Source organism: Bradyrhizobium prioriisuperbiae (assembly GCF_032397745.1).
Lineage (GTDB): Bacteria > Pseudomonadota > Alphaproteobacteria > Rhizobiales > Xanthobacteraceae > Bradyrhizobium_A > Bradyrhizobium_A prioriisuperbiae.
Genome location: NZ_CP135921.1, coordinates 8,922,110 through 8,934,911, shown reverse-complemented (window position 1 = coordinate 8,934,911; position 12,802 = coordinate 8,922,110). Strand labels below are relative to the sequence as shown.

Annotated in this window: 13 protein-coding genes; 6 read left to right on the top strand and 7 right to left on the bottom strand. The window is 64.2% G+C overall.

Translation table 11 applies throughout. The features are described from left to right. Window positions 1-304 precede the first annotated feature (304 nt). Window positions 305-1,933: a fatty-acid--CoA ligase gene (locus RS897_RS41480; protein ID WP_315834437.1), complete on the bottom strand. Its 1,629-nt coding sequence runs from the start codon at window positions 1,931-1,933 to the stop codon at window positions 305-307. A gap of 351 nt (window positions 1,934-2,284) precedes the next feature. On the opposite strand from RS897_RS41480, the gene RS897_RS41475 reads away from it, so the two are divergent. Beyond that, window positions 2,285-3,568, top strand: a complete 1,284-nt coding sequence (locus tag RS897_RS41475; protein ID WP_315838919.1) for an extensin family protein — start codon at window positions 2,285-2,287, stop codon at window positions 3,566-3,568. A 222-nt stretch (window positions 3,569-3,790) separates the two neighbouring features. On the opposite strand, the gene RS897_RS41470 is transcribed toward RS897_RS41475, so the two are convergent. Both RS897_RS41470 and RS897_RS41465 read right to left on the bottom strand, forming a co-directional pair. Continuing rightward, the gene (locus tag RS897_RS41470; protein WP_407654401.1) at window positions 3,791-4,468 is read right to left on the bottom strand and encodes a L,D-transpeptidase; all 678 of its coding nucleotides are present in this window, start codon (window positions 4,466-4,468) and stop codon (window positions 3,791-3,793) included. A gap of 270 nt (window positions 4,469-4,738) precedes the next feature. Next, entirely contained in the window at window positions 4,739-5,410 is a 672-nt protein-coding gene (locus tag RS897_RS41465) for a L,D-transpeptidase (RefSeq protein ID WP_315834435.1), read from the bottom strand. Window positions 5,411-5,948: 538 nt separating this feature from the next. Between RS897_RS41465 and RS897_RS41460 the strand changes: the two genes are divergently transcribed. Continuing rightward, window positions 5,949-6,923 carry a magnesium transporter CorA family protein gene (locus RS897_RS41460; protein ID WP_315834434.1) on the top strand — a complete coding sequence of 325 codons (975 nt, stop codon included), beginning with the start codon at window positions 5,949-5,951 and terminating at the stop codon, window positions 6,921-6,923. 9 nt (window positions 6,924-6,932) lie between these two features. Beyond that, window positions 6,933-7,571 carry an HAD family hydrolase gene (locus RS897_RS41455; protein WP_315834433.1) on the top strand — a complete coding sequence of 213 codons (639 nt, stop codon included), beginning with the start codon at window positions 6,933-6,935 and terminating at the stop codon, window positions 7,569-7,571. Between the two features lie 218 nt (window positions 7,572-7,789). Here RS897_RS41455 and RS897_RS41450 read toward each other — a convergent pair whose 3' ends face one another. Both RS897_RS41450 and pdxH read right to left on the bottom strand, forming a co-directional pair. Then, window positions 7,790-8,545 carry an SDR family NAD(P)-dependent oxidoreductase gene (locus RS897_RS41450; RefSeq protein WP_315834432.1) on the bottom strand — a complete coding sequence of 252 codons (756 nt, stop codon included), beginning with the start codon at window positions 8,543-8,545 and terminating at the stop codon, window positions 7,790-7,792. Between the two features lie 83 nt (window positions 8,546-8,628). Beyond that, on the bottom strand, window positions 8,629-9,267 hold the full coding sequence (gene pdxH / locus RS897_RS41445) for a pyridoxamine 5'-phosphate oxidase (RefSeq protein WP_315834431.1): 639 nt from the start codon (window positions 9,265-9,267) through the stop codon (window positions 8,629-8,631). Window positions 9,268-9,369: 102 nt separating this feature from the next. On the opposite strand from pdxH, the gene RS897_RS41440 reads away from it, so the two are divergent. The 3 genes from RS897_RS41440 (at window position 9,370) to RS897_RS41430 (ending at window position 11,390) form a co-directional block, all read left to right on the top strand. Next, window positions 9,370-9,816 (top strand): RT0821/Lpp0805 family surface protein, encoded by a 447-nt coding sequence (locus RS897_RS41440; protein WP_407654400.1) that lies wholly within the window; start codon window positions 9,370-9,372, stop codon window positions 9,814-9,816. 112 nt (window positions 9,817-9,928) lie between these two features. Further along, complete coding sequence (locus RS897_RS41435; RefSeq protein ID WP_315834429.1) at window positions 9,929-10,891, top strand: DnaJ C-terminal domain-containing protein; 963 nt, start codon at window positions 9,929-9,931, stop codon at window positions 10,889-10,891. A 190-nt stretch (window positions 10,892-11,081) separates the two neighbouring features. After that, on the top strand, window positions 11,082-11,390 hold the full coding sequence (locus RS897_RS41430; protein WP_315834428.1) for a hypothetical protein: 309 nt from the start codon (window positions 11,082-11,084) through the stop codon (window positions 11,388-11,390). A 21-nt stretch (window positions 11,391-11,411) separates the two neighbouring features. On the opposite strand, the gene RS897_RS41425 is transcribed toward RS897_RS41430, so the two are convergent. Next, window positions 11,412-12,179 carry an anti-sigma factor family protein gene (locus tag RS897_RS41425; RefSeq protein WP_315834427.1) on the bottom strand — a complete coding sequence of 256 codons (768 nt, stop codon included), beginning with the start codon at window positions 12,177-12,179 and terminating at the stop codon, window positions 11,412-11,414. A 30-nt stretch (window positions 12,180-12,209) separates the two neighbouring features. Further along, on the bottom strand, window positions 12,210-12,698 hold the full coding sequence (locus RS897_RS41420; protein WP_315834426.1) for a sigma-70 family RNA polymerase sigma factor: 489 nt from the start codon (window positions 12,696-12,698) through the stop codon (window positions 12,210-12,212). Window positions 12,699-12,802 lie beyond the last annotated feature (104 nt).

Genomic DNA, 12,802 nt, shown 5'->3' with positions numbered 1-12,802 from the left:
TTGACCTCTGCGACTCGGCGTAGCCGAGTCGCTTGGGACCCAGTAGGCGGTGACGCTCATGGTCCAAACGCCGAAGTCCGAAGCGGCGGCCACCGGGCTTTGCCGGCGCATCCTTTCTCTCACATCTGCTCCCGGATACTGGATCGCCCGGTCCTTCGGCCGGGCGATGACACCGAGTGTGGAGAGGCGCTGCGTGTCTCTCAGCCTCGTAGCCCGGATGAGCGCTCTCGCGCGATATCCGGGGCGGGCCTGTCCCGGGTGTCGCTGTCGCTCACCCGGGCTACTTCATCGTCTCAGCAAAGCCTCACGCCGCGGCAGTCGGCAGCGAATAATCCTTGAACTGGTCCCGCAGCGCCGTCTTCAAGATCTTGCCCGTGGCGGTGTGGGGGATCGCGGTGACGAACGCCACGTCGTCCGGCATCCACCACTTGGCGATCTTGCCGTCCATGTAGGCCAAAATCTCCTCGCGCGTGGCGCTCTGGCCCTCCTTGAGTTGCACGATCAAAAGCGGCCGCTCGTCCCACTTCGGATGCACCACGCCGATGACGGCGGCTTCCGCCACCTTGGGGTGGCCGACCGCCAAATTCTCCAGATCAATGGACGAGATCCACTCGCCGCCTGACTTGATCACGTCCTTGGAGCGATCGGTGATGCGCATGTAGCCGTCGGCATCGATGGTGGCGACGTCGCCGGTGTCGAAGAAGCCGTCGTCGTCCAGGATGTTGGTGTCGACGCGGAAATACGCCCGGGACACCGAAGGCCCGCTCACCTTGAGCCGCCCGAAGGTCTTGCCGTCCCACGGCAGTTCCTTGCCCTCGTCGTCGGTGATCTTCATCTGCACGCCGAACGGCGGGTAGCCTTGCGTCTGCAGGATGTCGAGTTTGGCGTCGCCTTCGAGTTTGTCGAACGGCGGCTTGAGTGCGGCGAGGGTACCGATCGGGCTCATCTCGGTCATGCCCCAGGCGTGGCGCGCCTGGATGCCCATGTCGACAAACGCCTTGATCATCGAGCGCGGCATCGCCGAGCCGCCGCACACCACCATCTTCAGGTTCGGCAGGGTCAGCTTGTTGCTGGCCATGTGATTGAGCAGCATCAGCCACACCGTCGGCACGCCGGCGGTGTACGTCACCTTCTCGGTGTCCATCAGCTCATAGATCGATGCGCCGTCCATCTTGGCGCCGGGCATCACCAGCTTGGTGCCCATCGAGGGTGCGGAGAAGGCGATGCCCCAGCTGTTGGCGTGGAACAGCGGCACCACCGGCAGCATGGTGTCCGCGGCGCAAGCGCCCAGCGAGTCGCCGGTGTTGGCCATCAGCGCGTGCATCACATTGGAGCGGTGCGAATACAGCACGCCCTTCGGATCGCCCGTGGTGCCGGAGGTGTAGCACATGGCGGCCGCGGTGTTCTCGTCGAACTCCTTCCACTTGAAGGTCCCGTCGGCATCCGCAATCCAGTCCTCATAGGCGACCGCGTTCTTCAATGTGGTCTGCGGCATGTGCGCCTTGTCGGTGAGCACGATGTAGCGCTCAACGCTCGGAAGCGAGCCTGCGATCTTCTCCAGGATCGGCATGAAGGTGAGGTCGGTGATGACGATGCGATCCTGCGCGTGATTGATGATCCAGGCGATCTGGTCCGGGAACAGCCGCGGGTTCACGGTGTGGCAGACCGCGCCGATGCCCATGATGCCGTACCAGCATTCCAGATGACGCCAGGTGTTCCAGGCGATGGTGGCGACACGGTCGCCGAGCTTGATGCCTTCGCGATCGAGTTTTTGCGCAACTTTCAGCGCACGGGTCCGGATTTCGGCGTAATTGGTCCGATGTATGGGTCCCTCGACCGAGCGGGTCACCACCTCCTGCTTGCCGTGGATCCGAGCTGCGTGATCGATAATCCGATGGGTCAGCAGTGGCCAATTTTGCATCAAACCGAGCATCCGACGTCTCCTCCTGGCAGGCTGTTTATGTCATCCCCTGTTGGCGGGGATTCGAATTGGATTGAATTTGGAATGAAGTCTAGTACGGACGGGGGATGTGGCAAATGGGCATCTCGGCTAACGCTCTGCGGCCAAAGGACATTGGCTGTTGGTGTAGACTGGCTCCGCCATTTTTCCCGTTATCCTGAGGTGGCCGTGCGTAGCGCGGCCCTCGAAGGACGACGGCCCGAGAGCCCGCGGCCGTCGCCCTTCGAGGGCCATCCTGTGGATGGCCACCTCAGGGTGACGGATCACGGTGTTTTCGCCTCATACCGCCGTGCTCTCGCGACTGTCGCCGTCGTTCTGTTGCCGATGTTTTGGGCGTACTCGGCCGATGGCCGAGGCGCCGTGCCGTTGCCGAAGCCGCGGCCGGTGGATGCGCCTGGCGTGCAAGATTCCAGAGGGGGGCAACGGGAGAAAAATAATCTCCCGCGGAGCGGTGGGCCAGAGGCCGAGCCGTCGTCCGCGGACGAGAAAGCCAGTGAGCAGACCACCAATGAGAAGGCCGCTCACAAGCCCGCCGAGCCACCGCCGTCGCCCTGTCGCTTGGCGCTGACCGAGGCCATCGCGATCGCCCCCAGCCTCCCGCCGATCCGCGGCCCCGGCGCCTGCGGCGGCGAGGACCTGGTGCGGCTCGAGGCGGTGGTGCTGGCCGGTGGCAAGCGGGTGCCGATGAAGCCGGCGGCGATTCTCCGTTGCACCATGGCCAGCGCGATCGCCGACTGGGTGCGTTCCGACATGGCCGCGCTGGCGGAGAAGCTTGGATCGGGCCTCAGCGAGGTCGACAATTTCGATTCCTTCGAATGCCGCGGGCGCAACCGCATCAAGGGCGCGCAACTCTCCGAACACGGCAAAGCCAATGCGCTGGACGTGCGCGGCGTGAAACTCGCCAGCGGCAGGTTCATCTCGCTGACCGATCGTTCGGAGTCGCGCGAGGTGCGTGAGCAGGTGCTGTTGTCGGTCTGCAAACGTTTCGCCACCGTGCTCGGCCCGGGCTCCGACTGGTACCACGAGGACCACATCCACCTCGACCTCGCCGAGCGCCGCGGCAATTACCGCATCTGCCAGTGGAACGTGTACGACCCGCTGCCCGCCGTCGCGCCGCTGCTGCCGGCGGAGCGTCCCGATGAGGCGCCGCCACGCGAGGTGGCGGGGGCGGAGCATCCGGCACAGCAGCAATCGGCGCCCGTGCAGCAACAGCCGTCCCAGCCGGCGCCCGCGCAACAGCAGCAGGCCGAGCCGCAAGCCACCGAGGCTGAGGTCGCTGAGCCCGTGCCCGCCGCGCCGGCGGCCAAGTCCAAACAGTCGAAAACGAAGGCGGCCAAAGCGGCCGCGAAATCCAGAGCGCCGAAATCCAGGACGCCCGAAGCCGCAACGTCGCCGACACCGGCTGAGTCCGCGCCGTCTCAGCCGGACACGAGCGAGCCTGCCGCCAGCGAGACCGCGCAGCCCGACACCTCAGCGCAGCCGGCCGAGCCCACCCCGCCACAGCCAAACGCCGCACCTCCCGCCGCCGCCAAACCGCCGCCCGCCAAGAAAAAACGCAAACGCCGCCAGCAACCGTCATTCTTCGGACTGCCGCTGCCGAAGTTTTGAGGGGGGCGGGACGCCTAACCTGATGGAGTCGAGGCGCATCACCAATTTCTGCATCATCACCGGGCTTGATGTTCAGTCCGACCACATCACCGACGGGTGATGACGGAGTGGGGATGTGGCGCATCGCACACACGGCCAAAGCGCCTTCGTCACGCCCCCCAAAACAAAAAAAGCGCCGGACTCATCCAGCGCTTTCTTCAATCTCAGCCTCGCCTCACCGCATCAGTACGGCGAACCGCCCGCGCCCTGCAGCGCCAGCTTGGAATTGTACGGCGAGTCGCCCTGTTTCGGCTCGAGCACCACCACCACTGCGTTCTGCTTGACGCGGCTGTAGAGGTCGATGACGTCTTCGTTGGTCATGCGGATGCAGCCGGACGAGATCGAGGAGCCGATGTATTCCGGCTGGTTGGTGCCGTGAATCCGGAACAGCGTATCCTTGTTGCCCTGGTAGAGATACAGCGCGCGTGCGCCGAGCGGGTTGTCGACGCCGCCGGCGACCTGCTGCGGCAGGCCTTCGATGCGCTTGTGGATGTCCGCGGTCGGGGTCCACTTCGGCCATTCCTGCATGTTGCCGACGCGGGCGATGCCGGAGAAGGCCAGGGCCTCTTCGCCCACGGTGACGCCGTAGCGGATCGCCTTGCCGCCATCCATCACGTAGTAGAGGTAATGGTTGTCGGAATCGACCAGGATCGAGCCCGGCGCTTCCTTGCGGTGATAGGTGACGATGGCGCGGCGGAACGGCTCGGCCACGGCGACTTTCTCATAGCGCGCTTTCGCGAGCTGTTCCTTGTCGCGCGGTTTCAGGCTGGCCTCGGGGGACTTCTCATAAACAGTGGCCTGCATGCAGCCGGCGAGTGTCAGGCTGACCAGCAGCAGACCCAGTTTGCTTCCGATAGACATCACATCATTCCCAAACGATCAGTTGATCTCAAAGTCTGTTTAAGTCCGGTCCCACACCGTCTTACGTTTTATTTGCTTGCCGTCTTTTTTGCTTGCAGTTCGCCGTCTTGTTGCAGCTTCGCCCACCGCGAGCATCTTGTTACGCGATCCGGTTTAAAAAGCTTAGCCTTTCGCCTCCTGGAACGTGTGCAATGCATCACTTTGTGGTGCGGTGTGACCGCATCACATCACTTTTGACGCGCGCAATTGGCTGTATGTGCACAAACCGTCTCAGTAGCCATTGCCCCCGCCGTAAAGCGCCATCTTGGAATTGTACGGCGAGTCGCCCTGCTTGGGCTGCAGCACCACGACCACGGACCCGACCTTGACCCGGTTGTAGAGATCGATGGCGTCTTCGTTGGTCAGGCGGATGCAGCCCGAGGAAATCGAGGCGCCGATGTATTCCGGCTGGTTGGTGCCGTGAATACGAAACAGCGTGTCCTTGCCGCCGGCATAAAGATACATCGCCCGCGAGCCCATCGGATTGTCCGGCCCGGCGGCGACGAAGGTGGGTACGCCGAGACGTTCGATCTCGCCCTTGGTCGGATGCCAGGCCGGCCATTCGGCCTTGTTGCCGACGGTCGCGATCCCCGACCACGCCATGGCTTCCTCGCCGACCGTGATGCCGTAACGGATCGCCTTGCCGCTATCCAGCACGTAGTAGAGGTAGTGATTGTCGGAATCGACCAGGATCGAGCCCGGCGATTCCTTGCGGTGATAATCGACAATGGCGCGCCGGAACGGCTCGGCCACCGGGGTCTTCTGGTAACTCACCTTGGCGAGATACGCCTTGTCCCTCGGCGTGAAGGCGGCGTCACTGGTTTGCTCATAGGTCGCTTGCATGCAGCTTGTGAGCAGCACACCGGCGGCCACCAATCCGACTATCGACCCGAACGACCGCATGGACCACGTTCCCGTTGAATCTCCAGCGCATTTTGGCTGGACTGGCAGCCCCCAGCCGCCGATTCCGCTGGTCCCGATTATCGCGAAAATGCGTCGTAATTCCAGCGGTTCCGCCCCTTCGACGCGATGCAAGGGACAACCTGTGGCATTTATGCCGCGGAGTTTTCGCGGCAGTTGCCGCGGGTTTGAGCAAATCCGGCAAGGCTTACCCGCGGTGTCATGTTTGCGTTGCAAAACAATGGTTTTGAACCTGGGGTGCTATCCAGGCGCTTGCCACTTTCTCCTCATGGTGAGGAGCGGCCGCGCAGGCAAGTTTACGCAGCCTGCGGCTGCTATGGCCGCGTCTCGAACCATGAGGCCCGTACACCGCCACATCGGTGGCCTCGTCCCTCCCCTCGGGATGAGGAGAGAGGCGGGGGCTCAACCATCGGACGCTTGCACGAATCGTCGTGATTTGTGCTTTGGCAGGGATCGCCTGAGACGGTATTCAGGTCCCGGACGGGGCGGCCGATGTGCCGCGAGTTGGAGAGTTTCACGAATGCTGACCGCCTACGTCCCCACCGACGGAACGCTGAAGAGGATCGACAATCTCAGCCTCGATGCGCTGCCGCCGGAGGCGGTGTGGATCGACCTCAAGACCCCGTCGCCCGGCGAGGACAAGGCGGTCGAGAAGCTGGTCGGCATCGAGATCCCCACCCGCGAGGACATGCAGGAGATCGAGATCTCCAGCCGGCTCTACATCGAGAACGCTGCCCGCTACATGACCGCCACGCTGATGTGCGCGACCGACTCAGGCAGCCCGCGCACCACGCCGGTGACCTTCATCCTGACCGACCATCGCCTGGTCACGGTGCGTTATGACGAGCCGAAGCCGTTCCTGCTGGTGGCCGGCAAGCTCGCCCGCAACTGCGCCGCCAGCATCACCGGCGACCACGTGCTGATCGACCTGCTGGATGCGGTGATCGACCGGGACGCCGACATTCTGGAGCGTGCCGGCGCCGACGTCGACAGCGTCTCCAACCAGATCTTCGAGCCCTCCGCCGAGCGCGGCCACGCCCGCAGTTATTCGCAGATCCTGCTGATCATCGGCAAGAAGGGCGACCTCGTCTCCAAGGTGCGCGAGAGTCTGGTGTCGGTCGGCCGTCTCATCTCGTTCGTGGCGGTGGAAACCGACAACGGCCGCTGGAGCAAGGAACAGAAGGCGGTGTTCAAGACCATGCAGCGCGACGTGCAGTCGCTGACGGATCACGCCTCATACCTGAACAACAAGATCCAGTTCGTGCTCGACGCCATGCTGGGCGTGGTCAATCTGGAGCAGAACAACATCATCAAGCTGTTCTCGGTGATGGCCGTGGTGCTGATGCCGCCGACGCTGATCGCCTCGATCTACGGCATGAACTTCAAGCTGATGCCCGAACTCGAATGGTCGCACGGCTATCCCTTCGCGCTCTGCGCCATGGTGCTGGCCGCGGTGCTGCCGTATGTGTTCTTCAAGTGGAAGAAGTGGCTGTAGCGGCATCCCATGGACAGCATCTTCTTCGACCTCGACGGCACGCTGACCGATCCCAAGCCCGGCATCACCCGCTCGATCCAGTACGCACTGCAACGTCTGGGTCGCGTGGTGCCCACGCAGGACGAACTGACCTGGTGCATCGGCCCGCCGCTGCGCGCGAGTTTTGTCACGCTGCTCGGCAATGAAGACGAGGCCGACCGTGGCATCGCGCTGTATCGCGAACGCTTCGCCGACATCGGGCTCTACGAGAACAGCGTCTATCCCGGCATCGAAGCCGTGCTGTCGTCGCTGCAGGCCTCCGGCGCGCGCCTGTTCGTCGCCACCAGCAAGCCCGCGGTGTACGCCGAGCGCATCATCGATCATTTCGGCCTGCGCGCCCCGTTCGAGCGGGTGTTCGGCGCCGAGCTCGACGGCACCCGTGGCGACAAGGGCGAACTTTTGGCCTACGCGCTGGCGCAAGCCACCGTCGATCCGGCCAGCGCCGTGATGATAGGCGACCGCAAGCACGACATCATCGGCGCGCGCAAGAACGCCCTGAAACGCACCATCGGCGTGCTTTACGGCTACGGCACCCACGCCGAGCTTGTGGAAGCCGGCGCCGACCGCCTCTGCGCCACGCCGCAGGAGATCGTCGAGGATTTGTTGTAGGCGGGGGACTACGGAGCGAGGCGCTGCGCCCTATTCCGCGTCATGGCCGGTGGGGGCGATGCGCATCATCCCCACTCCGTCATTGCCGGACTTGATCCGGCAATCCAGCTTTCTATCGGCAGCTTCAGTGAAGCTGGATCACCGGGTCAAGCCCGGTGATGACGCAGAAATTGGAGCACGGCCTTCCGACTCATCAGCCGTTACAGCCGCGCCCCACCTCACACATGCTGCCCACCATTAATATGAATCTCCGCGCCGTTGACATACGAACTCGTCTCCGTGCACAGCACATAGATGATCTTGGCCACTTCATCGGGCGTGCCGAGGCGATGCATCGGGATCTGGCTCTCCACGATCTTGTCGGTGCCGGGGGAGAGGATCGAGGTGTCGATTTCGCCGGGGGCGATGGCGTTGACGCGGACGCCGACGCGGCCGAAGTCCGAGGCCATCTCGCGGGTCAGCGACGCCAGCGCCGCTTTTGATGTCGCATAGGCCGCGCCCGCGAACGGATGCACGCGCGAGCCCGCAATCGACGTCACGTTCACCACCGAGCCTTTGGCGGCTTTCAGTTCATCGACCAGGCCGCGCGCCAGCATGATCGGCGCCATGAAGTTGACGCGGAACACTTTCGCCCAGGTCTCCATGTCGGTGTCGAGCGTGCCGAGCCGGCCGCCGCCATTGGCCTTGGGCGAGATCGCGGCATTGTTGACCAGCGCATGCAGTTCGCCGGTCTCCAGCCGCGAGCGGATCTCCTTGATGGCGTCGAGCGTGTTGTCGGGGTCGGAGAGGTCGACCTGGATGTGATCCTCCGGGCCGGCGTCCCACGGGCACTGTTCGGGAAACGGATGCCGCGAGCAGGTGATGACGCGCCAGCCGGCGCTGGAAAAGCGGATCACGGTGGCATGGCCGATGCCGCGGCTCGCGCCGGTCAGAAGCAGCGTGCGGCGCGGGGTGTTGGAGGGAGCGGTGGCCATTGGGGGGTAAGTCTCGTTTCTCGGTTGCAGGCGCGGGCAGTGTCAGAGGGCAAGTTCGAGGCCACATCAAGGCCCGGTTGGCGTTAGGGATAAAGCCGGGTCTTGCTCCAGCCGCCTTCAGAGTTGCGCTGGAATTCGATGCGGTCGTGCAGGCGGAACGGGCGGTCGTGCCAGAACTCGAAGGCCAGCGGCGCGATCCGGTAGCCGCTCCAGCCCGGCGGCCGCGGCACGGCGCCGATCAGGTGTTTGGCGGTCTCCCTGGCGATCGCCTGCTCGAAGGCGAAGCGGCTTTCCAGTGGCTGCGACTGCTTGCTGGCCCAGGCGCCGATCTGCGCCTGTTTCGGCCTTGTCGCGAAATAGGCGTCGGCTTCCTCCGCTGTGACCGGCGTCACCGCACCCCGGATACGCACCTGCCGGCGCAGCGACTTCCAGTGGAACAACAGCGCCGCCTTCGGATTGGCCGCAAGCTCGCGGCCCTTTTGGCTCGCGATGTGGGTGTAGAACACGAAACCATCAGCGTCATAGCCCTTCAGCAGCACCATGCGCACGTCCGGCAGCCCGTCATCGCCCACGGTCGCCAGCGCCATCGCATTGGGATCATTCGGCTCGGACACCTTCGCCTCGGCAAACCAGGCCGAAAACAACCCAAGCGGCTCCTCGGCCGCCGTAAAATCACCGGCTGTTAACTGGGATTGGTGTTCCATGGTCGGCGTATCAGTCATTTGCGTGGAGTACCCGTGTTGCATCGGCCAGCGTTCAGGAACGCATCACCGCTCCTATATAGGGGATCGAACGGCGATAGCCTATCCGGTGCGCGCTGGGCGATGGCGGTGCTGGCCGCGATTGTGGTGGCCACCTGCGGCGGCTGTTCCTACCGGATCGGCCAGAGCCAGATGGCCACGCCCAAGGCGGAGCCTGTCGTGGATCCGGCGGAGGTCACCGGTTCGATCACGCCGGTGTCGCAACCCGCGCCGACGCCCGCGGCCGATGACGGGCCGACCGACAGCGACATGGCATTCGCGCGCAACGCGGCGTCCGACGTCCTGACCCGCGGTGCCAAGGATTCCAGCCAGCCGTGGGAAAACCCCAAAACCGGAGCGCGGGGATCGGTGACGCCGCTCGCCAGTTCCTATACCGCCGAGGGTCGCACCTGCCGGGATTTCCTGGCGAGCTACGTGAAGGGCCGCTCCGAGGCCTGGCTGCAGGGCGAAGCCTGCAAAGCCGGCAGCCGCTGGGAAATCCGCGCCATGCAGCCCTGGAAACGGAGCTGATGGGCCCCTCGAACCCGTTGCAGAAATGCCACGGGCTTCCCAGATGAGGGGCTGAAGGGCTAATCAGCTCGATTCTGGACTTTGATTTCATTTCCCGAAGGAGACGAGACGGATGCGCGACCCCTATGAGGTCTTGGGGGTGCAGCGGAACGCCAGCGCTGCCGAGATCAAAAGCGCGTTTCGCAAGCTCGCCAAGAAGCATCACCCCGATGCCAACAAGAACGATCCGAAGGCTGCCGGGCGGTTTGCCGAAGTGAATTCGGCCAACGAGATCGTTGGCGACGAGGACAAGCGCAAGCAGTTCGACCGCGGCGAGATCGATGCCGAGGGCAAGCCACGCTTCCAGGGGTTTCCCGGAGGCGGCGGTGCCGGCCGCGCCGGCGGTCCCGGCGGCTTCGAGTACAGCTTCCGCGGCGGTGGGCCGGGTGCCGGCGGCGGTGGCTTTGAAGACATCCTCAACAGCATGTTCGGCGGCGCGGCCGGTGGCGTGCGCGGTGGCCGTGGCGGCGCAGGCGCGCGGACCTTCGAATACGACGCGCCATCCGCCCCCGATCTCGACCTCAGCGTCGCGCTGAACGTGTCTCTCGAAGAGAGCGTGCACGGCGGCGAGAAACGCATTCGGCTGCCGACCGGCAAGGAACTCAATGTCCGGATTCCGAAAGGTGTCACCGCGGGCCAGCAGGTCCGGCTCAAGGGGCAGGGCGAAAGCGCGCCAGGACATCCGCCCGGCGATGTGCTGATCACCCTCAACATCGCGCCCCATCCGGTGTTCAAGGTAGACGGCGACAATCTGCGCGCCGACCTGCCGATCACGCTCTATGAGGCGGTGCTCGGGGCCAAGGTCCGCGTGCCGACGCTCGACGGCGCGGTGGAATTGTCGATCCCCAAGAACACCACCAGCGGCCGGACCTTCCGGCTGAAGGGCAAGGGCATGCCAAAAGCCAAAGGCACCGCCGGCGACCTTTTCATCGCGGTGCGGATTGCCTTGCCGGACGGCTCGGATGCTGAACTGGAGGCCCTGATGGAGAAATGGCGCAGCCAGCATCCCTACAACCCGCGCAGCGGGATGGAGTGATCGGGGCGGCCGGTGCGGTGAGTCTGATATTCATCTTCCGCGCAACGGCGTTAATGCGCCGGGATGGATCAAAAACTTAATTGAAATCATCGGCTTACGATGTTTTCCCTGCCTCTGAGCAGAAGCCGGGAAGGCATGAAGCGGCACACCAGATGCTGGTAATTGGCGTATAAAAGCCTATATGCAGTGGATGAGCAGCAAACCGTCGAATCCCGCCCAAGCGGCACGTCTCGAAAAGCAGAAGATTGCGTCCACTGAGGGCGCGAAGGCACTGGCCGATTATGAGGCCGGCGCCGTCGCCGTGCGCAAGAACATGGAGCGCCTGCGCGCCCTGCGTCTGGCGAAGGAAGCCGAGGAGGCCGCGCGCGCGCCGGCCGTGACGGCAGCGCCGAAAAAGAAGGCTGCGTCGAAGGGCGCCAAGGAAAGTTCAAAGCCGAAGGCCGCCACGCCTCTGTCGGAGTGGCTTGCCAGCCAGCGGGACAGCGGCCGTTCGAACTGAACGTCCGCTTTTGCGCCGCCTTTATCGGGTTTCGAGCTGCTCATACGCCGCCGTGGCCACGACCTTCAGCTTGTCCCTGTTGACCGGACCGCTGACCACCCAGCCGTAATCGTTCTCGATCCACTGCACCGATCCGGTGTCGTCGGCGTCCTTGTAGATCAGCGTGCTGTTCGGCGCCTTCACGGGTGTGCAGTACAGCGTGATGCGCTCGCCCGATGCGCTCTCATACATGAACAACGCGGCGGGGCCGCTGATGCCGGGCAGCAGCCGTCCGCCCAGCAATTTCAAATCGTATTTTGCCAGATTGGGTGCGCGCAACGTGGTGCCGACGCGGCGTGACAGCCACGACAGCAGGTGCTCCTGCTCGTTGCTCGTGACTTCGACCGGATGGCGCACTTCGCCGGTATAGAGCTTGTGCGCCGTGATCGCTTCGTCACGCAGCGCTTCGCTGGGGCTGAGTTCGGTTGCCCAGGCATTGTGAGCCATCCATCCCGCACCACTGCCGATAATGAACGCAAGCAACGTGGCGGCCACGGCGCTCCAGATCCAAGTGCGCGGGCGCGTCACCAGCCGATCCAGATCGAGCCGCTGCGGCACCGGTTCGTCGACCACGCCGCCATAGCGTCGGTGCAACTCGTCGCCCAAGGCGCGCCACGCGCGGACGCGTTCGGCGTCTTCGGGATGCGCTGTCAGCCACTCCTGCACGGCCTGGCTGCGTTCCGCAGGCAGTTCGTTGTCGACATAGGCGTGCAGTTCATCTTCCGTGACGGGGATGTTGGGCTCAGTCATGATCGTGGTCCCCTGATCTTCTGAACATCGTTATTTCACCCGGCGCAGCGCAGGGCGCTCGCCTTCGAGGTAGGCTTTGACATGGGCGCGGGCGCGGGCGAGGCGCGACATCACCGTGCCGATCGGCACGCTCTGGATGTCGGCGACCTCGCGGTAACTCAGTCCCTCCAGCACCACCAGCAACAGCACCGCCCGCTGGTCTTCCACGAGCGTGGCGAGCGCCGCTGCGATATCCCGGCTTTCCGCTTCCGTGCCGCTGGCGTCGATCGCGGTGTCGACAAGCGTGGTCATCGACGGCTTGCGCGCAAGTGACCGGCGTCGGTTCCGGTTGAGATTGGTCAGGATGGTGTAGAGCCAGCTCCGCAGGTCACCACCCACGAACAGTTTTTCGGAGCGCAGCGCCCGCACCAGCGTGTCCTGCACGAGATCGTCGGCGATATCGCTGTCGCGGGTCAGCGCACGGGCATACCGGCGCAGTGCCGGAATGACGGTTTCGATGCTCTGGCGGAAGGCGCTCATGGACGGTCCCGGGCCGTTAGTGTCGTATACCGATCAGAACACCTGAAAGCTGCAGCTATTCCGCCGGTTAAGGGATGATACGCGCTATTCGCCGGCTTGAAGCC